19 protein-coding genes, 1 pseudogene and 1 riboswitch are annotated in these 26,965 nt (G+C 50.5%); of the genes and pseudogenes, 12 read left to right on the top strand and 8 right to left on the bottom strand.

All coding sequences use genetic code 11. From position 1 onward, the window contains the following. Nucleotides 1–142: 142 nt before the first annotated feature. The gene (locus tag BMI79_RS01525; RefSeq protein WP_076940071.1) at nucleotides 143–1,621 is read left to right on the top strand and encodes an alpha/beta hydrolase; all 1,479 of its coding nucleotides are present in this window, start codon (nucleotides 143–145) and stop codon (nucleotides 1,619–1,621) included. A 30-nt stretch (nucleotides 1,622–1,651) separates the two neighbouring features. On the opposite strand, the gene BMI79_RS01520 is transcribed toward BMI79_RS01525, so the two are convergent. From BMI79_RS01520 to BMI79_RS01510, 3 genes are read right to left on the bottom strand one after another with little or no spacing between them, the layout of a single operon-like run. After that, nucleotides 1,652–2,689, bottom strand: coding sequence for an ABC transporter ATP-binding protein (locus BMI79_RS01520; RefSeq protein ID WP_076940070.1), 1,038 nt, complete (start codon nucleotides 2,687–2,689; stop codon nucleotides 1,652–1,654). Then, nucleotides 2,686–4,272, bottom strand: a complete 1,587-nt coding sequence (locus BMI79_RS01515; protein ID WP_076940069.1) for an ABC transporter permease — start codon at nucleotides 4,270–4,272, stop codon at nucleotides 2,686–2,688. Before BMI79_RS01515 ends, BMI79_RS01520 begins: the two co-directional genes overlap by 4 nt. A 35-nt stretch (nucleotides 4,273–4,307) precedes the next feature. Further along, nucleotides 4,308–5,324 (bottom strand): iron ABC transporter substrate-binding protein, encoded by a 1,017-nt coding sequence (locus BMI79_RS01510; protein WP_076940068.1) that lies wholly within the window; start codon nucleotides 5,322–5,324, stop codon nucleotides 4,308–4,310. Nucleotides 5,325–6,053: 729 nt separating this feature from the next. Continuing rightward, nucleotides 6,054–6,227, top strand: a riboswitch (M-box (ykoK) riboswitch). Between the two features lie 72 nt (nucleotides 6,228–6,299). Between BMI79_RS01510 and BMI79_RS01505 the strand changes: the two genes are divergently transcribed. The 5 genes from BMI79_RS01505 (at nucleotide 6,300) to BMI79_RS01490 (ending at nucleotide 12,062) form a co-directional block, all read left to right on the top strand. Next, entirely contained in the window at nucleotides 6,300–7,322 is a 1,023-nt protein-coding gene (locus BMI79_RS01505; protein WP_076940067.1) for a magnesium transporter, read from the top strand. A 325-nt stretch (nucleotides 7,323–7,647) separates the two neighbouring features. Then, nucleotides 7,648–7,740, top strand: a complete 93-nt coding sequence (gene mgtS, locus BMI79_RS23720) for a protein MgtS (RefSeq protein WP_143555407.1) — start codon at nucleotides 7,648–7,650, stop codon at nucleotides 7,738–7,740. A gap of 109 nt (nucleotides 7,741–7,849) precedes the next feature. After that, complete coding sequence (locus BMI79_RS24460) at nucleotides 7,850–8,029, top strand: hypothetical protein (protein WP_076940378.1); 180 nt, start codon at nucleotides 7,850–7,852, stop codon at nucleotides 8,027–8,029. Between the two features lie 27 nt (nucleotides 8,030–8,056). Next, on the top strand, nucleotides 8,057–9,421 hold the full coding sequence (locus BMI79_RS01495) for a cation-efflux pump (RefSeq protein WP_076940066.1): 1,365 nt from the start codon (nucleotides 8,057–8,059) through the stop codon (nucleotides 9,419–9,421). Between the two features lie 217 nt (nucleotides 9,422–9,638). Beyond that, the gene (locus BMI79_RS01490; RefSeq protein WP_076940065.1) at nucleotides 9,639–12,062 is read left to right on the top strand and encodes a DUF3772 domain-containing protein; all 2,424 of its coding nucleotides are present in this window, start codon (nucleotides 9,639–9,641) and stop codon (nucleotides 12,060–12,062) included. Nucleotides 12,063–12,532: 470 nt separating this feature from the next. Here the strand turns inward: BMI79_RS01490 and BMI79_RS01485 are convergent, their stop codons facing one another. Then, nucleotides 12,533–15,202, bottom strand: coding sequence for an autotransporter outer membrane beta-barrel domain-containing protein (locus BMI79_RS01485; RefSeq protein WP_244157300.1), 2,670 nt, complete (start codon nucleotides 15,200–15,202; stop codon nucleotides 12,533–12,535). Between the two features lie 355 nt (nucleotides 15,203–15,557). Here BMI79_RS01485 and BMI79_RS01480 point away from each other — a divergent pair. Next, nucleotides 15,558–15,728, top strand: a pseudogene (locus tag BMI79_RS01480) (BCCT family transporter); the annotation flags it as partial. A gap of 40 nt (nucleotides 15,729–15,768) precedes the next feature. Here BMI79_RS01480 and pfkB read toward each other — a convergent pair. Next, nucleotides 15,769–16,707 carry a 6-phosphofructokinase II gene (pfkB, locus tag BMI79_RS01475; protein ID WP_076940063.1) on the bottom strand — a complete coding sequence of 313 codons (939 nt, stop codon included), beginning with the start codon at nucleotides 16,705–16,707 and terminating at the stop codon, nucleotides 15,769–15,771. Between the two features lie 460 nt (nucleotides 16,708–17,167). Between pfkB and hisC the strand changes: the two genes are divergently transcribed. Together hisC and BMI79_RS01465 are read left to right on the top strand one after the other, a co-directional pair. After that, nucleotides 17,168–18,283: a histidinol-phosphate transaminase gene (gene hisC / locus BMI79_RS01470; protein WP_076940062.1), complete on the top strand. Its 1,116-nt coding sequence runs from the start codon at nucleotides 17,168–17,170 to the stop codon at nucleotides 18,281–18,283. A 90-nt stretch (nucleotides 18,284–18,373) separates the two neighbouring features. Beyond that, the gene (locus tag BMI79_RS01465) at nucleotides 18,374–19,762 is read left to right on the top strand and encodes a purine-cytosine permease family protein (protein WP_425272338.1); all 1,389 of its coding nucleotides are present in this window, start codon (nucleotides 18,374–18,376) and stop codon (nucleotides 19,760–19,762) included. A 48-nt stretch (nucleotides 19,763–19,810) separates the two neighbouring features. Here the strand turns inward: BMI79_RS01465 and BMI79_RS01460 are convergent, their stop codons facing one another. Both BMI79_RS01460 and yghX read right to left on the bottom strand, forming a co-directional pair. Beyond that, complete coding sequence (locus BMI79_RS01460) at nucleotides 19,811–20,500, bottom strand: VIT1/CCC1 transporter family protein (RefSeq protein WP_076940060.1); 690 nt, start codon at nucleotides 20,498–20,500, stop codon at nucleotides 19,811–19,813. 80 nt (nucleotides 20,501–20,580) lie between these two features. Beyond that, complete coding sequence (gene yghX, locus BMI79_RS01455; RefSeq protein ID WP_076940059.1) at nucleotides 20,581–21,468, bottom strand: YghX family hydrolase; 888 nt, start codon at nucleotides 21,466–21,468, stop codon at nucleotides 20,581–20,583. A gap of 176 nt (nucleotides 21,469–21,644) precedes the next feature. On the opposite strand from yghX, the gene BMI79_RS01450 reads away from it, so the two are divergent. Together BMI79_RS01450 and BMI79_RS01445 are read left to right on the top strand one after the other, a co-directional pair. After that, a complete protein-coding gene (locus BMI79_RS01450; RefSeq protein WP_076940377.1) occupies nucleotides 21,645–22,217 on the top strand; it encodes a DJ-1/PfpI family protein in 573 nt (190 codons plus the stop codon). A 258-nt stretch (nucleotides 22,218–22,475) separates the two neighbouring features. Then, nucleotides 22,476–23,990: a Na+/H+ antiporter NhaC family protein gene (locus BMI79_RS01445; protein WP_076940058.1), complete on the top strand. Its 1,515-nt coding sequence runs from the start codon at nucleotides 22,476–22,478 to the stop codon at nucleotides 23,988–23,990. Here BMI79_RS01445 and BMI79_RS01440 read toward each other — a convergent pair. Continuing rightward, on the bottom strand, nucleotides 23,949–24,917 hold the full coding sequence (locus BMI79_RS01440) for an acyltransferase family protein (protein ID WP_076940057.1): 969 nt from the start codon (nucleotides 24,915–24,917) through the stop codon (nucleotides 23,949–23,951). The two genes, BMI79_RS01445 and BMI79_RS01440, sit on opposite strands and share 42 nt — an antisense overlap. Nucleotides 24,918–25,444: 527 nt before the next feature. Here BMI79_RS01440 and BMI79_RS01435 point away from each other — a divergent pair. Next, nucleotides 25,445–26,956, top strand: a complete 1,512-nt coding sequence (locus tag BMI79_RS01435; protein WP_076940056.1) for an amino acid permease — start codon at nucleotides 25,445–25,447, stop codon at nucleotides 26,954–26,956. Nucleotides 26,957–26,965: the final 9 nt, after the last annotated feature.

Here is a 26,965-nt window from a genome sequence, read left to right as displayed (position 1 = left end):
GTGGTTTTATTAAACAATGGCAGTGATAGGTAAAAGATATATAACAAAAAAACTAACCATAATGGCTTCCGCATTTTGTTGGCAGGCTGTTTAATATCGGGGCTATAAAATCCGAGCAACAACGTTGTTGAAAGGACTCGCCATGTCTGCATTCCGTGTTCTGTTTTTGCTGGCCGTTGCGGTGCAAATGCCGGTTTATGCCAAGCCCTTGGTGAAAACCAGCGCTGTGACAGAAGGAACTATCCACTGGCAACCTTGCCATAGTGCGGCTTTTCAACACTGGTTCACAGACGGGCCTCCGCCCCCAGAATTACAATGTGGCTATGTCGAAGCTCCGCTGGACTACCATCAGCGCGCAGCCCTAACCGTGCGCTTGGCGCTCACGCGTTTGCCCGCGCTAGGGGGTAAAAAGGGCAGTGTGGTGATGATTGCCGATGGGCCAGGGCAGCCTGGCATCAACCCACCGATTTCCGAGCAGGGTGCCGCGCTGAAGCTGCATAAATACTACGATATCATTGGTTACGATCCGCGTGGCGTGGGGCAATCAACGCCGAAAATCTCGTGCCGGCTGACGGAAAGTGAAGAAGCGCCTTTGCCGGATGAGAACGATATTCCGGGGTTGGAGCAACAGCAACGGAACCTGGTTGCGGCCTGTATCAAACAGACGAGCGGTGATGTGGTACAACAGATGGGCACCCAAGCGGCGGTACACGATCTGGATACCATTCGCCAGGCGCTGGGTGAACCGGCGCTGACCGCCGTAGCCTACTCCTACGGCACTAAAGTGGCGGCGCTGTATGCCGAGCGCTTCCCAAAGAAAACCCGCGCACTGGTGCTGGATGGTGTGGTGGATATTTCACAGGATGATTTCACTCAGCGCATCAATCAGGAGCGGGGTTTTCAGCAAAGCTTCCTGCGCTTCGCCGATTACTGCGAGAAAACCGCATCTTGCATGCTGACCAGCGAGCCGAACCGGGCGATCCAGCTGTATCACGCACTATTGCACAAGCTGCATGATGCGCCGCTGGTCACGCAGTCTGGCTATGAAATCTCGGCGGATGATGTGATCACGCTGACGCGTAGCTTACTGCCTTGGCATGAGCGTTGGCCCGAGCTTGCCGCTGCGTTGCGTAAAATCGATGCTGGGACTGCTGATGATGAAGTGACCGATTTAATCGACGCAGGCTATACCCCGAACACTGATGATGCGCAAACGGTGATCGCCTGCACCGATGTTGCTCGGCTCAGTAAAGACTGGCTGATGTTGCGTAGAGCACGTCAGCAAATCAACACTGCGGCGTCCTTCCCGAACTATCTGCCCCTGCATGAATACCCGCTCGAAGCGTGCGATTTCTGGCCTTATCCCGGCCAAGACAAACCGCACACGCCGGTCGTTTCCCCGCTGCTGCCCCCCTTGTTGTTTATTGCCCAGCATTATGATCCGCTCACGCCATACCATAATGCGTTGGCAATGTCGGCTGGATTCAAAAGCCCGCTGATCACCCGTGAAGGCGATGGTCATACGCTGGCGTTAACGGGAACGAATAGCTGCGTGGATGAGGCGGTGGTGGATTACTTGCTGATGCCGAAGAAAGTACGGCACGATAAGAGTTGCCGCTAAGCGAGCCGGGCAGGGTGCCCGGCCTGGGGATCAGTCGGCAAAGATATGCGCCTGGCCGAGAATGCTCAGGCTGACGTTTGATCCGACGCTAATCCCTTCGCGGCTGATGGTTTTAATCTCTACGGTTTCATGGCTGTCGGCCATGAACAGGCTAAGCGTGGAGACAAAACCGGCGAAGTCGATGTGGGTGACCACCGCTTGGCGCTGCGCGGGTTGCGGAGAAAGGCCAAGCTGGATCTGTTCCGGGCGCAGCATGATGCGCGCGTGGCCACGGCGCAGGCGATCGTCCACCGCAATGCGGCCCAGCACGCAGTCCGCCCAACCGTGCTCCAGGTTGGCGGAAAGCACCAGCGTCTCCCCCAGAAACGTGGCGGTGGGTTCATCCACCGGCCGCAGATAAAGCTCTTGTGGCTGACCTACCTGGGCCAGATTCCCGTTGCGCATCACCGCGACCTGATCGGCAAAGGAGAGAGCTTCGGCCTGATCGTGAGTCACCAGGATCGAGGCAACCTTGGCTTCGGCCAACAGCTCTGCCACCGCTTTGCGCGTTGCCGCCCGCAGGCCGGTGTCCAGTGCTGAAAAAGGCTCATCCAGCAGCATCAGGGTTGGCTGTTGCGATAACGCTCTGGCCAGCGCCACCCGCTGTTGCTGGCCGCCGGATAACTCATGCGGCCATAAGCTTGCCAAACGCCGATCCAGGGCCACCATATCCATCAGTCGATCGATATGATGCTGTTTTTCCCGCTTGCTGCCTTTCAAACCAAAGCCGATATTGCCCGCAACGCTGAAATGGGGAAACAGGGCGCCATCTTGCGGCACAAACCCGATGCCGCGCTGATGCGCCGGGATCCATACTCCATTATCGGCCAACGTTTTACCTTGCAACCGCACTTGCCCCTGATCCGGGGTTTCGAAGCCGGCAATAATGCGCAGCAACGTGGTTTTTCCTGAGCCAGAGGGGCCGACAATCGCGGTGCGGCTGCCTTCGGCGACCCGAAGATGAATACCTTCAAGGACCGTCACGCCGTTATAGGACTTACCAATGTCATGCAGTTCAAGCGTACTCATAATCCTGCCGTGCGTTTAGATTGAGAATAAAGAAGCCAGGTTAGCGGTAGTGACAAAACCACCATGATCAGGGCATAGGGCGCGGCCGCCACATAGTCTATCTCGCTGGTCAGCGCCCAGAATCCGGTAGCTAGGGTACGGGTGCCGTTCGGGGCGAGCAGTAGGGTAGCGGTAAGCTCATTGGTGATCGCCAGGAAAACCAAGGCGGCACCGGCCGCGGCACCGGGAGCCGCTAAACGTAACGTGGTGCTGCACAAAGCCTGCAGTGGCGTGCGCCCCAGGCTGCGCGCCACATTTTCCAGCTCGACCGGCGCTTGTGCAATGCCTGCCCGCAGATTGATCAGCGCTCTGGGCATAAACATCAGCAAATAGGCAAGCAGCAGGGTAATTTCGGTTTGATAAATTGGCCGGAACGCATGGATAGTAATGGTGACGAGCGCCAGCGCGACCACAATGCCGGGTAATGAACTGGTGACGTAGTTACAGCCTTCCAGCACCCGGTAGAGCCGCGCCGGGTAGCGCACCGAAAGCCAGGCCATGGGAATGGCACACAGGGTGATGATAAGCGCGCCACTGGCGGCTAAGGCCAGCGTTTGCCGGAGCGCGGGCCACAGATCGCTGTTATCCCAGATGGCAAAACCGCCCAGATAGAGCCAGCGTGTCAGCGTAATAAACGGCACTCCTAACGCCAGTGCGGTCAGTGCCAACGGCAGTAACTGGCAGAGCATTCCGGCAACGGGGCTGAGTGGGTAGGGATTCTGGCTGCGCGCGCTGCCAGAACCGACGCGCGCATAGCGTGCTCGTCCACGGCTGGCGGCTTCAACCACCAACAGCCCCAGGCAACACAAGACCAGCACGCCAGCCAGCATATTGGCCGCCGCGCCGTTAAAGGTGGACTGGAACTGATCGAAAATCGCGGTGGTAAAGGTATCAAAGCGGATCATGGCGTACAGCCCATATTCTGCCAATAAGTGCAGCGCAATCAGCAGTGAGCCCCCCCAGATCGCCAGTTTAAGCTGCGGCAGAATCACCCGGAAGAACACCGCCAGCGGCTTTGTTCCCAGCGAGGTGGCAACGTCTTCAATCCCCGGATCGAGGCGGCGCAATACCGCTGAAACTGGCAAATAGATAAACGGGAAATAGGCCACTACCGAGATAAATACGCCAGCGGCCAAGCCGTGCATGCCGGGCAGCAGGCTGATCCAGGCATAGCTTTGCACAAAGGCTGGAATGGCCAGCGGGGCGATGGCCAGAACGGACCAGATACGACGGCCCGGTAGCCGGGTACGTTCCGTTAGCCAGGCCAGCGCAACACCCAACAGCGCGCAAATCGGCAGGGTGAGTACGACCAGCAGTAGGGTGTTGATCAGCAGTTCCCCGACCCGAGGGCGGAAAACCAGGGTTTTAACCGTTTGCCAACCGGTATCGATGGCTACGCCAATCACAAATCCCAGCGGCAATAGCGCCAGCAATGAAAGCAGGACTGCAGAAACCACCATCCATCGCCCAGGCCGCTGTTGATAGCGACGCGCCACCGAGTGACCCAGTACGGCTTGCGCGGCATTGATAGAAACATTCGACATAACGGTTAAAACACCTTGTACCTATAAGCGCTGCATTATAGCAGACCTGCCTCGGTCATCAGTTCAACGACTTTCTTACTGTTCAGTTTGGAAGGCTCAACTTTTGGCGCAGCCAGATCTTGCAGCGGCACCAGTTTAGGGTTGGAGGCCGCACCCACGCCGACGGCGTATTCAAAGGCGGTGTTAGTCCGCAGGATCTCCTGGCCCTGTTTGCCCGTGATCCACTTCACGAACTCTTGTGCCTGCTGTGGTTGCTTGCTGGAGGCCAGAACCCCGGCACCGGAAATGCTGACAAAAGCACCAGGATCCTGATGTTTGAAATAGTGCAGTTTGACATTTTTGCTGTTTTCACCGGTTTTGGCACCATCAACAAACGGGTAGTAATGATAGATCACACCGCTGTCGATCTGGCCAGCGTTAACGGCTTTCATCACGGTGCTGTTGCCTTTATAGGCGGTGAAGTTGGTTTTCATCGCTTTTAGCCATTCACGCGTGGCTTCTTCACCTTTTAGCTCCAGCAGGGCACTGACGATGGCCTGGAAGTCGGCCCCTGATGGGGACGCAGCCCAACGGCCTTTCCACTCAGGTTTAGCCAGATCCAGCAGGGATTGCGGCAACTGCGCTTCGCTCAGCTTGGCCGGGTTATAAACAAACACCGTCGAGCGGGCGGCGATACCCGTCCAGCGGCCATGCTCCGGACGATACTGTGGTTCAACCTGCGCTAGCGTGCTGCCGTCTAAGGGGGCAAACAGTTTGGCGTTGTCTACCAACACCATGGCCGGGGAGTTTTCTGTGAGGAAAACGTCGGCAGGTGAAGCACTGCCTTCCTGCACCAGTTGGTTACCCAGCTCGCTGTCACCGCCGTTACGCAAGGTAACTTTAATGCCAGTGTCTTTGGTAAAGCCTTCAACCCAGGATTTCACCAGGTTTTCGTGTTGGGCATTATAAACCACGATCCCTTGATCGTTGGAGGTTGCGCTGGCAGAGAAGGCCAGCATCATGGACGTCGCCAGTAAGGCAACAGGCCCCAGAGAGGTGAGACGCAACTTCATACGGTTATCCTTATAGTGACCAAAGAAGAAAAGTGACCAGCGCCGGGTAAGCGCGAGCTGTCAATTGTATCCAAGATCATCAAGAATGATAGTGAAAACGATTCGTATTAGAATATTTTTGATTTTTGCTCACTAAATGGTCTTTTACTGAGGAAAAGTTAAGCATTAACAAAGCATGGGGATGTGACGATGGGAGCCGGGCAGGAGCCTTTTCGGGCACAGGCAAAGGTGCGTGGCCCGATATTTATTTTGTAGGAATATTCCCTATTTTATGCCGAATGTTTGGTGGGGATACAGACTTTTCCATTAATAATGTGTGCGTCGCGACGTATCCAGTCGTGGACTTTATGAACGCTGGTTTTGTGTATTTGTGCAAATGACTTTATATCTCCATCGTATTTTTTATATATAAGCTCCGCAACGCTAGTGAATACGCGACTTTCCATTTTGTATAATTTTCCTGGTTTTAACTTATTGTAAAATATCGTTTTTATTGTCTGTAGGCATGGTTATATCGAGTAGAGTAACATAAAGTATTAAATACGAAAATCGTCTTTTCCTTACTAAAAATTCTTAACAGGATTTTTCCTATAAGCATGCCTTAATATAAAGGTTCAATTTAAAATCAAAGCCGGTTTCGTGGATATTTCTTAAATAGAGCCTCAACGAACTGTGAGTTATCGAGAACAATCAAGCCTAATGAGCCTATAATCACCGTGTAGTTTATATGCAGTATCTCGTTTGGCGAGGCTCCTATACAAACACAGGTTACTGATCTGACGACATCGAGAGATGCCCAAGGTTAAGACAGGCTTTATCGGATTAAGGTTTAGCCCAAAGTAACTTCTGAAATTTTTTTCAGATACGTTGTATAGTGCTAAAACCTGGACGCGGAGATAGGCTGTCTGCACTCCCTCTTTGGTTAACGCCCCTATGCGATTCACTGTTGAAGTTTAAACAGAAATAGGGACTAACATGATTAAATCACTTCCATACTCAGCGGCAATGGTGGCCCCCTCGGCGACAGTGCATAAAGAATCTTCTGTTGCGGGCTACATGAGCTCAGATTTCATCACCGTTTCCGGCACGATGACGGTGAATGAGGCAAAAGAATATTTTTTGTCGCAATTGCAAACCGATGAAATACCCACACAGTTATTTATCACCGCTGATGATGATCATCTGCGCGGTATGTTGTCGGTAAAAAAGCTGCTGCAATCCAATGACGGCGATCGCGCATTGGATTCCATGATGAACCACACCTACTTTCACGTCTCACCCGATGACGATAGGAGTGATGTGGCGCATTTGCTGGGTAAGGGCGGACTGGATGTTGTCCCGGTAGTGGTTAATAAGACATTGGTCGGCGTTTTAGGTGAAAGAGAGATTGCCCGCCTGATTGAGGATGAAAATACGGAGGATGCGCAGCGCCAGGGCGCCAGCCTGCCGCTGGATAAGCCCTATCTGGAAACCAGCCCTTGGGTGCTGTGGCGTAAACGTTCTGCCTGGTTGCTGCTACTGTTTGTGGCCGAAGCTTATACCGGCAACGTGCTGAAGGCGTTTGAGGAACAACTGGAAGCGGCTATCGCGCTTGCTTTCTTTATTCCACTGCTGATTGGCACTGGCGGTAATAGTGGCACCCAGATCACCTCAACGCTGGTGCGTGCCATGGCCTTGGGCGAGGTCAGCCTGCGCAATCTGGGCGCGGTGATCAGTAAAGAGGTGAGTACTTCGCTGCTGATCGCCATCACTATCGGGGTGGCAGCCTGGATCCGCGCCTGGATCATGGGCGTGGGCATGGATGTGACTCTGGTGGTCAGTCTGTCACTGGTTGCGATCACTGTCTGGAGCGCAATTGTTGCCTCCATTATTCCGATGCTACTGAAAAGAGGGGGGATTGATCCGGCTGTGGTTTCTGCTCCTTTTATTGCCACCTTTATTGATGGCACCGGTCTGATCATTTACTTCAAAATTGCTCAGGCTGTTCTGGGTATTTAAGACCATATATACCCAAAATAATTCGAGTTGCTTGTAGGCGGCAACTGAACGAAACCCCAGGAGCTTACTCAAGATCGTTCCTGGGGTGAGTGACAAATCTGCGCAAGCAGATTTGACCACCGCTTGCGGTGGCCCCGAAGGGGCAAGGCCCGGTATGGGCTGAGTCACGCGGCCAAACACCCAAGCAACTATGACGGGTATAGCGGCTCCTGCCGAGGGTGGGAGCCGATAACCAAGGAGGTGTTCGTCAAAGCAATGAGTGATATCTCAGGTGTACTTTTAATCACAGAGGTCGTTATCGATTACATTTAAACAGGATGAAGTTATGGGAAACATGATGATGTTTATGGGTTTTTTGGGGTTAATCAGCGTACTGGGGCTAGCGGCAGCCTACATGAGCACGAGATGGGATGACTAATGAACGAAAAAGAACCGCCTAGAAACATCCTCCCCGTAATAGCATCTTGGATTGCGGGGAGGATATCGTAATACTCAAAAACTGACGGTATTAACCGCGTGTGATAATCATGGCTATTTTTATTATTGGATTACTTTACGCTATTTTAATGATCTCTGTAGGTATTAATGAGATTTATTTCTATTCAACCGGTAAGTCTGAATTTCTCTCCAGTTTGATGTTAACGTTTTCGGGGAGTATTCTGCTCATCGCTTTTGTCTGGCAATTTTCGGCAAAAACAAAAAATTAATGTCTTACTCTGAACATGAGTTGTGTTATGCAAAATGAAAAACAAACCGTTGCCAGAAATTCAATGATTGCCAGCGGTCTACTGGCATTGGGAAAATTTATTGCGGGTATTTTCACCGGCAGTATTGGTCTTATCTCTGAAGGTATTCATTCTTTCACCGACTTTGTCGCGACCTCTATCACCTGGTGGGCGGTGCGCGTTAGTGATAAACCAGCCGATGACGAACACCATTTCGGCCATGGCAAGGTCGAAAACCTGGCGGCGTTGTTCGAGGTGTTACTGCTTTTGGCTGCTGCAGGGTGGATCATTTATGAAGCGACGAGCAGCCTGCTAGGCGAAGCGCACCAGATTGTTGCTGCCCCGGTGGTGATTGCTGTGCTGCTAGTGTCGATTGTGATCGACTTTTTCCGCGTCAAGGCGCTGAATCGCGTGGCAAAAGCAACGGACAGCGCGGCCTTGGAGGCCGATGCGCTGCATTTCTTCTCTGATATGCTGTCATCTGGCGTGGTATTGCTGGGGATGATTTTTGTGCTGTTCGGCTTTGCCCGTGCGGATGCGCTGGCGGCGCTGATCGTCGCAGGATTTATTCTGTTTGCCGCCCTGAAGCTGGGTAAACGTTCGTTTGACTCGTTGATCGACACCGCACCTGCCGGGAGCCGGGAAGATATTAGCACCTTGCTCAATGATTTCCCGGCGATCCTCTCCACGGAAAGTATCCGTTTGCGCAGCGCTGGGGCCACGCTGTTTATCGAGGTAAGCGTCGGGGTCTGCCGGACGCTGCCGCTTGAGCGGATCAACGGGCTAAAAACGGCGATTGCCGTGCAGATTGAGCAGCAATATGCCAATGCAGAAGTGCGGGTAATTGCCATACCTCAGGCCAGAAGCGACGAGGATATGGCGACCCGCATCCGCATTCTGGCCGCCAATCATGGGGCCGTGGTGCAAAATCTCACCTTGCAACAGTTGGCCGATCATATGTCGATCAGTATGGATTTGGCGGTGCCAGCCAGTGCCAGCGTAGAGCAGGCGCATGATATTGCCTGCGAGATAGAGGATATTCTGCGCCAGGCACTCGGCGAGAACACCGAGATAGAAACCCATTTGGAACCGCAAACGATAGATTGGCTTGCCAGCCAGGATGTGGGATATGACGAGTTGATGCAGATCAAACAGGCATTGGCCCTTTCTGCTGAACACGGCGGGTTGGTCAAAGATGTGCACAATATCCGCGCTCGTAAAACGCCGCAGGGTGTCATTGTGAACTTCCATTGTCGGGTGTTGCCTGCGTTGTCGATTACGGCGGCGCACGATGCGGTTGATTTTATAGAAAGGCAATTAAGAATGCAGTTTCCTGCAATATCGCGGGTAGTTGGGCACGTAGAGCCGCTGTGATTGAGCCTGTGATAACCCACGCTCCTTTTCCTACTGGAAAGGAGCGCTTAACCTTTCGAGCATTCCCACGCAGTATTGACAACTTCTCTCGTTATTCTCGTATGAATACGCTTTTGCGCGCTATGGGTTATTACTATAATTAGTTTTTCTTGTTATTCAGACGGAATCACTTCGTCTGTCGCGTTCTAACGCCAACTCATGCTGAGTATCCACGGTTATGATGAAGTCCTTACAAATACTCCTGTTAGCCTTTCTGTTGTTGGGTTTTCCGCCGTTCCCGTCAGCCAATGCGGCCACCCCGGCCGCCGCCGCGGTAGATAACCAGCCGGATACCGCCATAGCTCTGAAGAATTATCAAAAGCAGTTGGATACCATCAAGCAACAGGTCTCGAAAGCCCACACGGATAATCAGTTGAGCAAACTGTTTATTGCCACGCAGGCGTTAGCGATCGATTTAGAGAAATTGGTGACCGATCTGCAGCCAGAGCAGGAAAAACTGCGAGCGCAACTTGAAGTACTTGGGCCAGAGCCTGCACCTGGTGCAATGGCTGAAACGGCGGCTGTCGCCAAGCAGCGCAATGTGCTAGACAGCAGTAAAGCGCAGTTGGATGATGCAGTAAAACGTTCGCAAGCGATCAGGGCTAACGCCATCGCATTGGGGCAACAGATTAACGATCTGCGGCGTGTCGCGTTCAAAACGCAGCTAGCGTTAAATACGGGCAGTATCTTGAGTAGTGACTTCTGGGGGGCAGAGGAGCAGCCGCCAGAAGAAGATCTGAATCGGTTTAGTGACTTCAATCAACAGATGCTGCAAATTTGGGAGACCAGTTGGCAGGAGGAATGGCGCTACGGCACCGTGGGGTTACTAGGATTGGCCGTTGTCATTTGGTCGCTGGGCCGTTATTCCGTTGAGCGTTTTCTGGCATGGTTGTGCATACGTTACTTACCGGATGGCCGCCTGCGCCGTAGCTTTATGGCATTGGCAACGGCGATGATTACGTTGTTTGCCGTAACGTTGGCACTCAATCTGATTGAACTCACTTTTTCTCGCGTTCAAGAATTCAGCCCTGTGGTTCATGATTTCGCCAATGGCGTTAAGCAATTAGGGGTTTTCTGCGCCTTGATCGCCGGGCTAGGGCGGGCTTACCTTTCACTTAATCGCCCATCCTGGCGTTTGGCACATATGGAGAACGCCGTTGCTTCCGGTATGCGTTATTTTCCACCGTTGCTTGCCGCTTTGGCATTGGCTTTTGGCTCAATCGAACAGATCAACAACGTAACGGGGGCCAGCCTTAAGACAACGGTATTGGGCAACGGGCTGGTTTCTACGTTGATGGCGTTAGTGCTATTAGCCATACCCTTGCGTGCTCGCCATATTCGCCATCGATTAGTGCGTAATGGTGAACACGTGGAGAAACGCTCTACGCTCAATGGAGTCGCTAATCTCCTGATCTTGCTCTTTTCCGTGGTGATCCTGCTATCGCTGTTAATCGGTTACGTCGCGTTTGCCCGTTTTCTGGTCTATCAGTTAATCTGGATTGCGCTGGTTCTAATGGCGTTCTATTTCCTGGTGCTGTTCACTACCGATCTCTGTGCCGCCGTTTTCTCACCACACACCACCTGTGGCCGAGCGTTGAAGAAGTCCCTCAACTTCAAAGATCGCCATCTTGAACAATTAACGATTATTTTTACCGCTATCAGCAAATGTTCATTACTGCTGCTGATGATTGTTGCATTACTCAATGGTTCATTTGGTACCACCACCCCTAATTCGCTGATTGAAAAGATTATCGCCATTTTGAGCGGAGAAGGGTTAAAACGCCTGAATATTGTGCCGAGCAATTTGCTCAATGCGGTGATTATTCTGGTGATCGGCATCTATGTTCTGCGGGTAACCCAGCGTTGGTTGAGCCATGAGCTATTGCCAAAAACCATCAGCGATATCGGTATCCGAGCCTCATTGGTCACACTGTTCAGCAATGTTGGCTATGTGCTGATCATTTTGATCACCTTAGCCACCTTGGGCATCCAGTGGAACAATCTTGCTTGGATCGTCAGTGCGTTATCGGTCGGTATCGGTTTTGGCCTGCAGGAGATCGTGAAGAACTTTATCTCCGGCCTGATCCTGCTCACGGAGCGCCCGGTAAAAGTCGGGGATATGATCGGCATTGGCGGCGTGGAAGGGGATGTACGCCGTATTAACGTGCGCGCCACCGAGATCCAACTGAGCGATCGCTCAACCATGATCGTGCCCAACTCACAGCTGATTTCGCAGAACGTGCGCAATGCCACCATGGGGAACGCCCAGGGCGTGGTAACGATCGCGCTGACGTTCCCGGTGAATATCGATCCTGAACTGGTGCGCAATATTCTGCTGGAAGCCTATCGGGAATATGCGGCTATTCTTGAAACGCCTGCGCCTTATGTGCGCTTCAGTCAGCTTGGCCCGGAGGGTATCATCCTCAGCGTGACCGGCTATGTCGCCAGCCCGCGTATGGTTGGCGCCACCAAAAGCGATCTGTTGTTCAACATTCTCAAAATGCTGCGCGCACAGCAGGTGAATCTTTCTAAACCACAGGAAGTGGTGTTTATGAAGCAACGCGCTAAAGAGCTGATTGACGAAGAAGAACATTCTTCCTGATCAACGAGTAAAGGGCCCACGCCGTAAAAGGTGTGGGCCAATATCATTATTATCGTGCGTCTGCCTTTTGCATGCATTTTGCTGAAATCAGCAAGACAACGACAGCTGTTGTTTGTCAGATTTTACGTAGCGCGATCAAAATCAGGGGCTTCATTTATGTCAATCCGGCTCATATCATTGCTCACGAACAGTCCTTATCGATATGTTGCAAGATAACCGTCGTTCGTGACACGACACACGACATCGATAAACCTTAGCTGCCACAGCCAGCCAAATTGTACGTGTCGTTATGTTGGTGCGCATAATGTATATTATGTTAAATTACATCTGCACAGTGCGAAGGTCATAAACCCCCATAGACTAATTACCTCATGCCCTATCTCTTCTTGCCTGACTTTAAAGTGAATGATTGACTTGGAGATAACGTTCCCTACCTATGGGGATAAGCTGGGAACGTTGATTTCTGATGCTTAGAAGTTATATTTCACGCCCAGCATGGCGGCGGTATCGCTGTAACCTTTGTTACCCACCTGCTGGCCAACATTACCCCACAGATTCACTTGCTTGTTGAGTTGGCCTTCAACACCTATTTTCAATTCCGCAATATTCACTGCACCGGCTTGCTTTACGCTAACACCATCCATAGTGGTTCCAACGTCCTGAGTATTATGGACCCAGTTCACTTCCACAAACGGCTGAAACACACGATCCTTGTCTTTGTCCTGATCACTGTAGCCGTTCATAAAGGCTTTCATCCCCAGACGAGTCTGGATATTGTCATTCCCTTCACCAGAAACACGGGTGCCGTTGGCTTCCGTATGGTCATCGGCTTTCACCCCCATCCAGATGACTTGTGCTTTGGGCTGGATAAAGTATGTGGCATTTTTCGCACTATTTACCCCGACTTTGAAGGTATAACCACTCTCAACCGAGGCTGTCGCCCCCTTGGACTTATACTCTTCACTCGCCAACTCCTGACCCGCGACCCTGTTGTTGAACCAACTGTACTGAACCCAGCTGTCGACATACAGACCCGACTTATCGGCCTCGTTGCTATACCAGGTCCCATAAACCCCGGTGCTGTAACCGTCTACCGACCCTTTGGCGTTGTAACCGGACAAACTAGACACTGTGGTACTCTTGCTGTTGCCATAACCGGCCATCAGCCCTAGATGGAAACGGTCCGCCCCGTTATGACCCCACTGAGCAATGTCGCCCCCCAGTTGCACGACATAACGATTCGCCTGTGTGCTCAACTGACCGTGGTCATCACGGAAGCGATTATGGCCTCCTTCGGTACGCAACCACAGGCTGGTAACTTTGTGCTCACCGGTCAGTGCATCGATATACTGAGTTTCCCCCAATCGGTCATGTAAACGGGTAACAAACATCGTGTTGGCCGCCGTCAGGTTAGCCGTGTAAGCCCCTGATTCCGGGCGCTCTACTGAAGGGCTCGGTGCTGGGTTTGGTGTTGGAGTCGGGTCTGGTGTTGGGCCTGGATCTGGTGTTGGGCCTGGATCTGGTGTTGGATCTGGGTCTGGTGTTGGATCTGGGTCTGGTGTTGGATCTGGGTCTGGTGTTGGATCTGGGCTTACTGAACTGCTCAGATACCAGTTATTGCTATTGCCCTCAGCCCCGCGTACCAGAGAGTAGTCATAAACCCCGGCCACAATACGGCCATTTCGGACAAACTCCCCCTCAGATACGCCATTTACCTGGATGAGTTCAATCCCATTGAGCGTTGCGGCACCACTGCCACCGATGTTGTTTACTCTGACGTACGTAGTACCGGACGTATTGCCTTGCACCACCAGTTTATCGGTAGCGGAATCATCACCACCCAACACGGTATTTAAGACTAACTGGCTACCATCACTGATATAATTACCCGCAACAATCAAATTTTTAGCGATAAATTCCGTGGGATCAGTAGCATTATCAGGTTCACTAAATTTAATTTTTGAGTTGTTCAGTACCAAATTTGATACAACTGAATTTCCGGTCATATTCCATACGCTATCAGCACCTGTAATATCCAGATTTACGGTTCCACTGTTATTAACAGTATTTATCGAACCATCGGCTTTATACTGATTCGAGTTCACAACACCAGTAATGTTGCTACCATTGGTCATAGCAAGATCAACGACACCCACCCTATCTGCAACAATATTTCCAACGATAGTATAAACCCCCGAGGCAGGCTGAAGCTGTTCGCTATCGAAAGAAGCAACTTTAGAGCCTTTACCCGAAGCATAAATTGCATTGCCTCCATTCTGCACCGCAACACTGACATCCGAGAGTAAGTCAATAACACCGCCATATAATGCCGTATTATTCAAGAGTCCACTGGTTGCATTAGCGAAAATGCCGTTAGCACCTTTGTGAGACGTAATGACATCAACACTATTTAACCGCATATACCCTCGGCCATTTGCATAAACACCGTGAGCATTAAGCCCGGATGTTGTGATCGTACTTTTACCTTGTAAATCAATTTTGGCGCTGTCATTAGGGCCGTACAATGAGTCGGTTCCTGCATAAACAGCATAGCCACTATTTCCACCACCACTTCCTTGCGTGTTTATATGGGTGGTGCCTTTAACCTCAATGGTATTCACTCCGCTCCCTTGATAGGTTGCATTAGCACGGATCCCCATGCCATTCGCGGTACTCACTACAGCATTGCCATTTATTGTAACAATAGAACCAGAGGATTCTCTGCCAATGTTTATACCATCCGCACTTGAACCTGATGTTGCTATAGTTAAGTCGTTTGTGTTTATTGAGCTTTTTCCATTTTTTGTTATAATGCCATCCGCATCTACGCCTGTAGTAAATATAGTTAAATTATTGAAGTTATATGTACTACCGTTACCGTATACCCCCCAACCCTGCAAGGGGGCCGTCGATGCTTTTGTTGTTGTGGATATTGTAACTTCATAATAATCAGATAATTTTAAACCACCATGATTACTGGGATTATAATAATAAATAACCTCTGAACAGTGTAAAAGGTTATTATTATTACTATCTATTGAACTAACACAGTTATCTGCTGCATAAACAAAACTGAATGGAAATAAAACAATAACTAATCCACCATTTTTACTCTTTAAAAACCTCATTAACAACCTCATGCTATGTACCATCATTCTGACTGAAAGGGCTACCACTCACGGCACAATGATTATACAGACGAGGGCGTAAATTTTTTGATAAAAAAGTCCGAGATAGTGTAAAAAAAATATAAAAATGGTCAACATTATAGGGCAGAGGTAATAGATGCCTGTGTCAATTTTTTCAGCACTGAAAACACAATAGGTTTTTTATTTTACATTAGAACCAAAAGTCTAACGTATTTTTTTCAAATTATAAACATATTTTAGATGGGAGGATTATTATCAGTATCCGATACCTGAACAACACTTCTTTCTGGCGATAAAGAATGGCTTAACGCCAGAAAGAAGCTGACTGTTCTACCCCTATCTCCCAATCGTTGTGTGTGCCGGTTTGCTGTATGCCAGCAGTTTTGGGGCGATGCAAACGGCGGTGGTCTTATGCGGGTTACCCTTCTCGATCGTGATCATGCTGTACATGGTTAACCTGTACAAAGAACTCCAGCACGCAGAAAGCCGGGTTATCTTACCAGCACATAAGCTTTAAGTGTCAGGCTGGCTGCCGGTATCGGCAGCCAGCCTCCCTACTACTGAGAACTCTTGCAGATATAGTTGTACAGCCGCTGAGTATCCTCCAATGAGCAAAGACGCGTGCCCAGGTTCAGCGTTGCCGCACTACCAGCGGCAACGCCAAAGCGTACGGTATCGATCAGATCGGCACCTTGCGCCAGCTTCAAGGTCATCGCGCCCACCATGCTGTCACCCGCCCCGACGGTGCTCATTTTCTTCACCGGCGGTGGAACTATCTGCACACAGTGATGGCGATCGACGGCTAATGCCCCCTGCGGCCCCAACGACACCACCACCCTTTCGGCGGCCCCGCGCTGAACCAATTCCTGAGCCGCAGTGCGCAAGTCATCCGGGTTATCCAACGGCCGCCCGATCAGCGCCGATAGCTCATTCTGGTTTGGTTTGACCAAGGCGAGCCCACCAACATCCAGACATGCCTTTAACGCCTCGCCAGAACTGTCAACGATACATTGCAAGCCCACCGCCTGTGCCTGTTGCATCAGATAGGTTAGCTTTTCGATAGCCGTGCCTGGCGGCAGGCTGCCGCTGATCACCAGGATCGAACCGGCGGGAATCTGATGTACGCGCTCCACAAGTTGATCAAACTCTGCTTCGTTCAGTCGTGCGCCCGGCATAACAAAACGAAACTGTTCGCCGCTATTATCGGCGTGCACGTGCAGGTTTTGCCGTGTCCAGTCCTGGGTGCGCAACGTTTCGGTGTGAATGCCTTCCCGATCGAGCAACTCTTTCAAGTGCTCACCCGTCGGGCCGCCAATGGGGAAAATCGCGTTGGCCTGACCACCGAGATATACCACAGCGCGAGCTACGTTGATCCCGCCTCCGCCAGGTTCAAAAATTGGCGTAGTACAGCGCAGTTTCCCTTCAGGATAAATTTTTGCGGTTGTTGTGGCGCTGTCTAACGAGGGGGACAATGTTAACGTGAAAATCTGAGTCATGATGATACAACCTTCTTTTTGGGGTTTTATCGTGATACTACGGCTAAAAATCTCAGTTCTATAGACCCAATAGGTACTTCTATTGCCCTAAGTAAAGCACATAACTTCGTGTTGGTGAGATCACCCTAATAACTAGGGCAATAAATATACAGATGTGAATTAAATGAAAATAAAATGTGATCAAAAACACAAAAAAAAACTAATTCCATGCTGATTTTCCCCGGAAAAGACGGTTTAAAATCGGCCAATGACATTTCGTTATAGTTAAATAAAATTTAACTCACTGATTTTTATTACTATAAAGTTTTCAACTTATCCCTTTACCAAACCAAAGTCACTCTCAGCCCCTTACTTGCCCTTACCTGTCTATACGAGTATACGTTAAAAGTGCTCAAGTATAGCCACCTGAAAGAATGTTCACCCTTTAGCTACGGCAGCTTAAATTTAGAAGGATCTTGCAATGTATACTTCCAACTCCTTTGCGCGTAATGAGGTACAAGCCCTGAGTGGATATAACGCCGGGCTGTCAATTGAAGCAGTACAAGAAAAATATGGCGTTCAGCGAGTGGCGAAACTGGGGAGCAATGAAAACCCGCTGGGAGTTTCGCCAAAAGCAATCGCCGCACTCACCGCAGAAGCCAATAACAGTGCCCTTTATCCCGATCAGAATTGCAGTTTATTGCGTACCGCCCTTGCGCATAAATTGGCGATTGATGAAAACCGGTTGGTTTTTGGTAATGGTTCGGAAGATCTGCTCAGCATTATTTGCCGGGTATTTCTCGATCACGGCGATCAGGTGGTCACGATTCTCCCTTCCTTCGGCTTACATATTATTTATCCGCAGGCTGCTGGCGCGGAAGTGATTGGCGTTCCAATGGGACATGATATGAGGATTGATGTTCCGGCGCTGATGGCAGCAATGACACCACGGACACGTCTTTTGATGTTTTCATCACCGTCGAATCCGGTGGGCTGCGCCCTCAGCGGCGAGGAACTGCAATATATTATCGATCGTTTACCCGCACATACTTTGCTCGTCTTTGACGAAGCCTATTTCGAGTATGCGCACGGCGAATCTGGCTATCCAGACAGTCTGAAGATGCTGCAGCAAAGTGGATGTCATTACGTTATTCTGAGAACGTTCTCCAAAGCCTATGCCCTTGCCGGATTGCGCATTGGCTATGGCATTACCAGCGATCCTGCCTTGGCTGAAACTATCGATCGCCTGCGAACGCCTTTCAACGTTAACCGCTGTGCTCAGGCCGCAGCCGTTGCGGCACTGGCGGATCGGGCTCACTTATCTGCCAGCGTTGAGCATGTCCGCACTGAACGACGCAGGATGGATCAGGTGTTGCGGCAACATTTAGGGCTGCAGCCGATACCTTCGGTGGCCAATTTCATCTTTTTCCCCAGCCCACTTGCCGTGCCGGAGGTTAATAACGCGTTACTCCGTGAAGGGGTCATTATCAAACCCTGGCTTGAGGCCGGATACCGCCAATTCTTACGTGTCTCTGTCGGAAGCCACGAAGATAATACTTTATTCCTTCAAGCGCTGGAAAAAGCGCTTCAGCAATAAAGGTCCGTCAGCTAACCGTGGGTAATACATTAAACCCATATTATTACCCTCTTTCTGAACGTAAAAATTTTATCAAGGATCTTGATGACTATGCCGAAAAACTCGCCATTAATTGAAGCACGCGTCATTGATTTTATTCCAGAGCATGAAAGGCACGGTAAACCATTCAGCCAATTTACGCTTTGGTTCGGTGCCAACCTGCAAATTACGGCTATCGTGACCGGTGCCCTTGCCGTTGTATTAGGCGGAGATGCGTTCTGGTCGATTATCGGCCTACTGTTAGGTCAATTAATCGGCGGAGCTATTATGGCACTGCACGCGATACAAGGGCCAAAACTGGGCTTGCCGCAGATGATTACCAGCCGGGCACAGTTCGGGGTGCTGGGCGCATCGATTCCCATTGTGCTGGTCTGTACACTATATATGGGGTTCAACACCACCGGGTTGATCCTGGCAGGCCAAGCGATCTCTCAGTTGGCACACGTCAGCAATGCTACCGGGATCTTGACCTTTGCTCTGATCATTATTGTTTCTGCGATGATCGGTTACCGCTTTATTCACCGTTTAGGACGAGTTGCCACGGTGCTTGGCATTATCGCCTTCGCTTATCTTTTCATTCGCTTACTGACGATTAATGACGTTTCTTTGTTGCTGGAGAATCGTCATTTTGCCTGGGACAAGTTCCTGATCGCGGTTTCTCTCTCTGCATCGTGGCAGATCTCATTTTCACCCTATGCGTCAGATTACTCACGCTACCTACCCAGTAAAACCTCCTCAACGAAAATTTTCTTTGCCACCTGGTCAGGCTCAGCGATCGGCTCGCAAATATCTATGGTGTTAGGCGTGTTTGCTGCGGCATTGGCCGGTAACCAGTTTGCAGGCAATGAGGTGGGTTATATCGTTAGCCTGGGGGCGAATGGCGTGATGGCTGCTTTTCTCTATTTCAGCATTGCCTTTGGTAAGGTGACTATTTCAACGCTGAACGCCTACGGCAGCCTGATGTGCCTGACCACGATTATCAGTGGTTTCAAGGGAAAGATCAGCCATAACAGCTATCAGCGGTTGGCCGTTATTATCTTTATTGTTGGAGTATCTACCTGTCTGGCCTTCTTGGCTAAAGATGACTTCTTACATGCATTCCGGGCCTTTCTGCTATTCTTGCTGACTTTTTTTACCCCTTGGGCGGCGATTAATATCACCAGCTTCTACTTCGTTGCGAAAGGTCACTACGACAACGCCTCACTAATGGATGCAGATGGCTGCTATGGTCGCTGGAATTTCCTCGGCATCAGCATTTATTTCATCGGCGTTTTAGCCCAAATTCCTTTCATCTCAACCACCTTATATACAGGCCCAATCTATAACTGGTTAGGTACGGATGTCTCTTGGATCGTGGGATTACTGGTCCCGGCCGCGCTCTATTATGTTTTTGGTAAGCAGAAAGCTGGCGTATTCACCACGCAGGAAGACAGCCACTAACCCATGCCGCTGGGGCAAACAGATTGCCCCAGAAAACGGCCAGGCTCTTCAGCCCGCAACCAAACCAAATAACGCCCCTACGCCGGATGATACCCCCATCGCCAGCGCACTCCAGAAGGTAATGCGAATCACGCCAGGGCCAATGGGTGCGCCCCCGGCTTTAGCGGCGATGCCGCCTAAGATCGCCAGCGACAACAAGGCGGAAAGAGCGATAGCGGGGATCGCCCACTGCGCAGCGGCAATCAGTGCCACACAAAGCGGCAGTATCGCCCCGGCGGCAAAGCTTGTGGCTGAAGCCAGCGCCGCCTGCAATGGGCGAGCAGTAGTGATTTCTGAAATGCCAAGCTCATCGCGGGCGTGAGCCCCCAGAGCGTCGTGCTGCATCAGTTTTTCTGCCACTTGCTTGGCTAACGCCAGATCGAGCCCGCGGTGCACATAAATAGAGGTTAATTCGCGATGTTCGCCCGCATAATCGGCATGCAGTTCGGCCTGTTCTTCCGCCAGCGCGGCTCTTTCCGTATCTGCCTGGGAAGACACAGAGACATATTCCCCAGTGGCCATTGACATCGCGCCAGCCGCCAAGCCCGCAATCCCCGTCAGCAAAATGCTACTGTGGGTGGCGTTGGCTGAGGCAACGCCTAATAACAGGCTGGCGGTAGAAACAATGCCGTCATTTGCGCCTAACACTGCGGCGCGCAGCCAGCCGATCTTTTCTATGCTGTGTCGTTCTCTGTGCATCAGGGCCTTTCCTTTGTTATCGCACTCACCGGCCTTCAGTGTCTCATCAATGGCATAAAATTACCTGCGCATAACACCTTTTACGCCAGATAGTGGCGGAACCAGGCCAGCGTCCTGTCCCAGGCGAGTTTGGCTGCGGCTTCGTCATAACGCGGCGTTGAGTCGTTATGGAACCCATGATTGACGCCAGGATAGATATAGGCTTCATAGGTTTTGCCTGCCGCTTTGAGTGCGGCCTCATAGGCTGGCCACCCTTCATTGATACGGGCATCCAGTGCGGCATAATGAAGCAGCAACGGTGCCTTGATGCGAGCGACATCCTCCACTTTCGGCTGGCGACCATAAAATGGCACCGCCGCCCCCAGCTCTGGATAAGCGACCGCCGCCGCATTGGCCACCCCGCCACCATAGCAAAAACCCGTGATCCCCACTTTGCCGGTGGTCGCTTTGTGATTGAACAGGAACTCGATAGCAGCGAAAAAGTCATTCATCAACTTTTCTGGATTGACCGAGAGTTGTAATTCCCTGCCCTTGTCGTCGTTGCCAGGGTAGCCGCCCACGGAGCTCAGCCCATCCGGCGCGAGCGCAACGAATCCGGCCTTCGCCAAGCGCCGTGCCACGTCTTCAATATACGGATTCAACCCGCGGTTCTCATGTACCACCACCACGCCAGGAACCGGCCCTTGGGCCTTGGCCGGAAGCACCAGATAGCCACGCACCTGGCCGTGGCCGTTAGGGGAAGGATAGGTGATATATTGTGGAATGATGTCAGGATCGGTGAACTCAACCTGCTGAGCGAGCGCGTAATCGGGAAGCAGTGAACCGATAAGCGTCGTGGCGGCGATCCCACCTACCGCAAACCGGGCTGCGCGATCAAAAAACTCACGGCGGGAAATCAGCCCGTGGGCATAGTAGTCGTAAAGCTCAAGCAGTTCTGGGGGAAAATCCTTTGCGGTAAGACGACTCATATGTTCCTCCTGTCATTTCTGTCGATAGAGCAGAATCCCTGAACCAAACAACGTCAGTAGTATGCGGTACCGTCAAACAGCATGCCAAGTCACGTTGCGCTGATCCAGAATTAGTCCCCGTTTTCTGCCGATGAACTATAACTAACAGAGTTTCCCTCAACCACGAGATGCTGACAATGGCCAAGAAAAAGATACTGATGCTGGTTGGTGATTACGCAGAAGATTACGAAACCATGGTGCCTTTCCAGGCATTACAAATGCTGGGATATAGCGTTGACGCTGTCTGCCCAGACAAAAGCAAAGGCGATTACATCATGACCGCCATTCATGACTTTGATGGCGCACAGACCTACAGTGAAAAGCCGGGCCATCGGTTTGTACTGAACGCTGATTTTGCCGCAACGCGCGCTGAAGATTATGACGCCCTGCTGATCCCTGGTGGCCGAGCGCCAGAATACTTACGCCTCAACCCACGGGTGATTGAATTAGTGCAGGAGTTTGATGCCGCACGCAAGCCAATTGCAGCCGTTTGTCATGGGCCACAATTATTGGCGGCGGCTGGCGTGCTTAAAGGACGCACCTGCAGCGCTTACCCTGCCTGTGCCCCTGAAGTGCGGCTGAGTGGCGGACATTATGCCGACATTGGTATCGATCAGGCCCATGTTGATGGCCATCTGGTTACCGCCCCGGCTTGGCCTGCTCACCCGCAATGGTTAGCCAAATTTGTCGATATTCTGGAACAAAAGTAGAGATTCCTCACATAATTGACACGTATTTTATACCTTACGGATCGCGCTCTCCGGCTCCTGGTATCAAAAAGCCCGAGAGCGCACATCTTTGATGTGCTCTATATCATCAATTGCCGGGCAATACGCACAATTATGAAAATAATCATTGCGATATAGTGCCGCAAGCTATACTTACCGCAACAGCTAACCTAGGTATAGCCACACAACGATCTTAAAAATCCCGGCAATCCGATTGTCTTATTTGTCTGTGGAGTGCATATGGCCATTGATTCCAAAACCCCCCGCACGGTGAAGGCGCCAAGTTATTTTGATGCACTTATTCCGGTGTTTACCTTGATCATTTTGGTGGGTTCTTCCGTTGCCCTGTTTGGTCTTGATGCAGTCAATGGTCCACTGCAGGTCGCTATCATTATCAGTACCATGGTCACGGCCGTGATCGTTTTAAAGAATGGCCATACCTGGGATGAGGTTTCTGAGTCTGGGCGCAAAGGCATCTCAACCGTTGTTGGCGCAATCTTTATTCTGTTTGCCGTAGGGGCGCTGATTGGCACCTGGAATATGTCCGGTACCATCCCTACCATGGTGTATTACGGCATCCAGATGATCACGCCCAACTGGTTCTTCCCTATCACTTTTCTGATTTGCGTCGTCGTATCCATGAGCATCGGCAGTTCTTGGACCACGGCCGGTACGTTGGGCGTCGGCTTGGTCGGGCTGGCCAATATGCTGGGGTTATCGCCTGAAGTCACTGCGGGAGCAGTAATTTCAGGAGCCTATGTGGGCGACAAGATCTCACCGCTTTCGGAAAGCACCGTGCTGGCCGCGCAGTTGAATGGCGTCCCGCTGTATAAACATATTCGGGCACAGCTGTGGACCACCGTTCCTGCTGGGGTGGTTGCCCTGATTGCCTTTATCGTTATGGGTATCAATAAAAGTGGTTTTGATGCTACGGTCACCAATAATGAACTGTCCCGCTTCAGTGAGCTGTTCCATATCACACCGTGGAATCTGCTGCCGCTGGTTTTTCTGCTCGGGCTATCGGTGTGTAAAGTCCCTGCCTCGCTGGCGATCATGTGTTCAGCACTGCTGGCGGGTGTGATGGCCGCATTCATGCAACCGCAGGCGATCGTGCGCTTTGTAGCCGAACCCGATTTAGCCGCGCCATTGCAGGCGGTTAAAGCCATTTGGCTGGCGATGGCTAATGGTTTTCAGGAAAACTCAGGCATAGCGCAGATCGATGCTCTGCTGTCGCGTGGCGGTATGGACAGCATGCTGTTCACGATCTGGTTGATCATCGGAGCGGTGACCTTCGGGATCATGGTTGATGACTTTGGTTTGCTCAATAAATTGGTCACCCCTTTGTTGGTGCGGGCCAAAGGGATTGTCCGCCTGTTTGCCTCAGTGGTAGGAACCGCCATTGGGCTCAACATCGCCGCTGGCGATCAGTATATTGCCCTGCTGCTGCCAACTCGCCTGTTCAGTGGCGAGTTCGCTAAACGCGGACTGGCACCAGAGAACCTGTCACGTATTGTTTCAGATGCTGGCATTGTGACTTCGCCGTTAGTGCCATGGAACTCGTGCGGTGCCTATATGGCAGCCGTCTTGGGCGTTTCAACCATGGCCTATATGCCGTTTGCCGTGTTTAATATCGTCGCACCGTTACTGACGCTGGCATTAGGCATTACCGGCATTAACATTCGCCGCATACCTATTGCCACGTTGCCTGAAGATTCAAAAGGAAATAATCCTGGCGCTGAACCTATTCAGAAGTAACAAACGGCAGACAATAACCGAGGCAATAAAGACCAACACTAGCAACGTAAATTTTAATGTGACGTCATTGAAGTGATACAGCGAGGTGATAAAGTAAAACATGCTGTAGTGAACGATATACACCCCCACCATCGCCGGGCTGATAAATTCGACCAGATTGGTTATCAGCCTGCTTTTGATATTGATATTATCGAACAGAATAAACAGTACCAGACTCATGGCTAACAGATGCAGGTGCTCTAACACAAACCAGCCAGCAACGCTGAGTTGCACGTGGGTTGATAAATAGCGCTCATAGAAATACATCGATATACCGAGCGGAATCAACATCAGCTTTGCCAGCCAAAGCACACGTGCTTTTTTGGTAAACAAGCGGCCTTGCTCAGAACCTAGCATATGACCAAAAATGTAGTACCCTCCCCAGATCCAGATAAATGAATAGCTGGAAATAAACAGCGGATCGTCCTGGGTGTCTAGCGGGCTAAAGATGTCAAGCAGTGCGATAATGGCAACTAAGCTGGCGAAAAATAAAGCGGTTATCCTTAAATGCTTAATACCCTTAAGAATGATGGGGTAAAGTAAATAGATAACTCCCATATTTAGCAATATGCCATTCTGCAGCAGATAACCTTGCTGTATATATCGAGTCTTAATCAGTGACAAAACGATATTCCAGAAAAGCATGATCAAAATAATGGACTTTATTTTGATAACAATATCTTTTTTGGTCAAATTTTCAATTTCGTCTATATAGCCTATTATAATAAAAAACAATGGTTTAGATATAATTGATAGAAAGTACAGGATGCTCATGGCATTAGCATTCAGAAAACACTCATAGGCACACATTTGGCTGGTTGAAAAAAAGGTTACTGCAGCAAAACAACTCAAGCTTTTCAGGGCATGTTGGCTTACATTTTTACTCATTATGCTACCACCAATTACTCAGTGCGAACGGTGCACCCTACTGTTTTTTATAAAAAATAATTCTAGTACATTAACCCTGACTGCACAACGCATAATTGTCAGTGTGCTGATATATGCTTAAGTCAATGACTGCCAAACGCTGAGGGCTCACACACTCGAGCATCATCAATCTATGACAAATTCATGCTGTGCCTATTTTTAATTAAAAATAACGTTATCTTTTCACGCTGAAACATCTCAACCACTTTCCTCATGCTTCCGCCGATGATTATCAAGAGTAAAAATAAAATAATCTCTTTATTTTTATCTGTTCCAAGCACTATTTTTTGAGAAAATTCCCATTCTTAGATTTTTGTTCTGCATGCTGGCGAGGATTCCATCGATTAATCGCAACTTTGCTGCTGATGTTTGTAAAGGTTTTCTCCTGGCAGGAAAAATTGGCGGTTATGACTATGATTTAATCGTGAGTGCGTAACGTTAGGCTTTAATAACACATAACTTATGACTTGGTGTCAGTAAGGAAAACTATGACGAGTTCATCAACGAATAAACTGTCCCTATGGTCTCTCACCGCTTTAGTGGTGGGTTCCATGATAGGTGCCGGGATATTTTCTTTGCCGGCAACCTTTGGGCGCGCAACGGGTGGGTTTGGTGCCATCATTGCCTGGTGTATTGCGGGCGGCGGTATGTTAATGCTGGCCTTTGTTTTCCAAACCTTGGCTCAACGTAAACCGGATCTTGATTCTGGCGTATTTATTTATGCCAAAGAAGGATTTGGTGATTATCTCGGCTTTGCTTCAGCGCTTGGGTTCTGGGCCGGTACCTGTATTGGTAACGTCTCCTACTTTGTGCTGATCAAATCCACATTAGGGGCATTCTTCCCAGTATTTGGTGACGGTAATACAATCCCTGCAGTATTAGTTGCCTCAGTTATTTTGTGGGCATTTCATATTCTGGTATTACGCGGCGTTAAAAGCGCGGCTACCATCAATACCATTGCCACTATTGCCAAAATTCTGCCAATTATCCTCTTTGTTGTCGTGTTGATTTTTGCCTTTAAGGGCGATGTCTTTGCACTTAACTTCTGGGGTGCACCTCAGGTCGCTGCCAACGTGGGTGACCTGTCTCACCTCAATGACTATGGCTATGTCGGCCATGCGGCAGCGGCGATCGCCCCAACGGTGGAGCCTGAGTCCTTGTTCAGCCAGGTGCGCAGTACCATGCTGGTCACGGTGTTTGTCTTCCTGGGTATTGAAGGGGCAAGTGTCTACTCCCGCTATGCCAAAGAGCGCAAACACGTCGGCATTGCAACGGTGATGGGGTTTATCGGCGTACTGTGCCTGCTGGTGTTGATCACTATGCTGTCTTACGGCGTGATGTTACGCCCTGATTTGGCTGCGTTGCGTCAACCTTCCATGGCTGGTGTACTGGAAGCCATTGTCGGCCGCTGGGGGGCCATCTTCATCAGCGTCGGTCTTATTGTTTCCGTACTCGGTGCTTATCTCTCCTGGTCACTGCTGGCGGCAGAAGTGTTGTTCTCCGCCGCAAAAAGCAAAAGCATGCCAAGAGTGTTTGGTACAGAAAACAGTAACGCGGTTCCTTCTTCCGCGGTCTGGTTAACCAACATCACCATTCAGGTGTTCCTGATCCTGACCCTGTTCAGCCAGTATGCCTTCCAATTGGCGCTTGAGCTGACCAGTTCGCTGACTCTGATCCCTTACCTGCTGGTTGGGGCATACGGGCTGAAGCTGGCCTGGAGTGGTGAAACCTATGAAAACGATAAAACAGATCACAAGAAAGACCTGATTATTGCGCTAATCGCCACGTTCTACTCACTGTTAATGCTGTATGCCGGAGGGATGAAATATCTGTTGCTGTCGGCCGTCATCTATGGCCCAGGCACACTGTTGTACATTATGGCCAAACGTGAACAGCATGCAAAAGTGTTCACACCGGCTGAAATGGGGCTCTTCATTATCGTTATGGTCGCCGCAGTGGTTGCAATCTACAACATTGCAACAGGCGTTATTACTATCTGATTGAGGCAA

This window comes from Serratia oryzae (assembly GCF_001976145.1).
Lineage (GTDB): Bacteria > Pseudomonadota > Gammaproteobacteria > Enterobacterales > Enterobacteriaceae > Chania > Chania oryzae.
This window is presented reverse-complemented; position numbering and strand designations above follow the sequence as displayed.

What these genes read in the sequence shown, in the direction of transcription:
- hisC (WP_076940062.1), top strand. Translation starts at nt 17,168, where the DNA reads ATGTATACTTCCAACTCCTTTGCGCGTAATGAGGTACAAGCCCTGAGT.
- BMI79_RS01490 (WP_076940065.1), top strand. Translation starts at nt 9,639, where the DNA reads ATGATGAAGTCCTTACAAATACTCCTGTTAGCCTTTCTGTTGTTGGGT.
- BMI79_RS01445 (WP_076940058.1), top strand. Translation starts at nt 22,476, where the DNA reads ATGGCCATTGATTCCAAAACCCCCCGCACGGTGAAGGCGCCAAGTTAT.
- BMI79_RS01450 (WP_076940377.1), top strand. Translation starts at nt 21,645, where the DNA reads ATGGCCAAGAAAAAGATACTGATGCTGGTTGGTGATTACGCAGAAGAT.
- BMI79_RS01465 (WP_425272338.1), top strand. Translation starts at nt 18,374, where the DNA reads ATGCCGAAAAACTCGCCATTAATTGAAGCACGCGTCATTGATTTTATT.
- mgtS (WP_143555407.1), top strand. Translation starts at nt 7,648, where the DNA reads ATGGGAAACATGATGATGTTTATGGGTTTTTTGGGGTTAATCAGCGTA.
- BMI79_RS01460 (WP_076940060.1), bottom strand. Translation starts at nt 20,500, where the DNA reads ATGCACAGAGAACGACACAGCATAGAAAAGATCGGCTGGCTGCGCGCC.
- BMI79_RS01510 (WP_076940068.1), bottom strand. Translation starts at nt 5,324, where the DNA reads ATGAAGTTGCGTCTCACCTCTCTGGGGCCTGTTGCCTTACTGGCGACG.
- BMI79_RS01505 (WP_076940067.1), top strand. Translation starts at nt 6,300, where the DNA reads ATGATTAAATCACTTCCATACTCAGCGGCAATGGTGGCCCCCTCGGCG.
- BMI79_RS01485 (WP_244157300.1), bottom strand. Translation starts at nt 15,202, where the DNA reads ATGAGGTTGTTAATGAGGTTTTTAAAGAGTAAAAATGGTGGATTAGTT.
- BMI79_RS01435 (WP_076940056.1), top strand. Translation starts at nt 25,445, where the DNA reads ATGACGAGTTCATCAACGAATAAACTGTCCCTATGGTCTCTCACCGCT.
- BMI79_RS01495 (WP_076940066.1), top strand. Translation starts at nt 8,057, where the DNA reads ATGCAAAATGAAAAACAAACCGTTGCCAGAAATTCAATGATTGCCAGC.
- BMI79_RS01520 (WP_076940070.1), bottom strand. Translation starts at nt 2,689, where the DNA reads ATGAGTACGCTTGAACTGCATGACATTGGTAAGTCCTATAACGGCGTG.
- BMI79_RS01525 (WP_076940071.1), top strand. Translation starts at nt 143, where the DNA reads ATGTCTGCATTCCGTGTTCTGTTTTTGCTGGCCGTTGCGGTGCAAATG.
- BMI79_RS01515 (WP_076940069.1), bottom strand. Translation starts at nt 4,272, where the DNA reads ATGTCGAATGTTTCTATCAATGCCGCGCAAGCCGTACTGGGTCACTCG.
- BMI79_RS01440 (WP_076940057.1), bottom strand. Translation starts at nt 24,917, where the DNA reads ATGAGTAAAAATGTAAGCCAACATGCCCTGAAAAGCTTGAGTTGTTTT.
- pfkB (WP_076940063.1), bottom strand. Translation starts at nt 16,707, where the DNA reads ATGACTCAGATTTTCACGTTAACATTGTCCCCCTCGTTAGACAGCGCC.
- yghX (WP_076940059.1), bottom strand. Translation starts at nt 21,468, where the DNA reads ATGAGTCGTCTTACCGCAAAGGATTTTCCCCCAGAACTGCTTGAGCTT.
- BMI79_RS24460 (WP_076940378.1), top strand. Translation starts at nt 7,850, where the DNA reads ATGGCTATTTTTATTATTGGATTACTTTACGCTATTTTAATGATCTCT.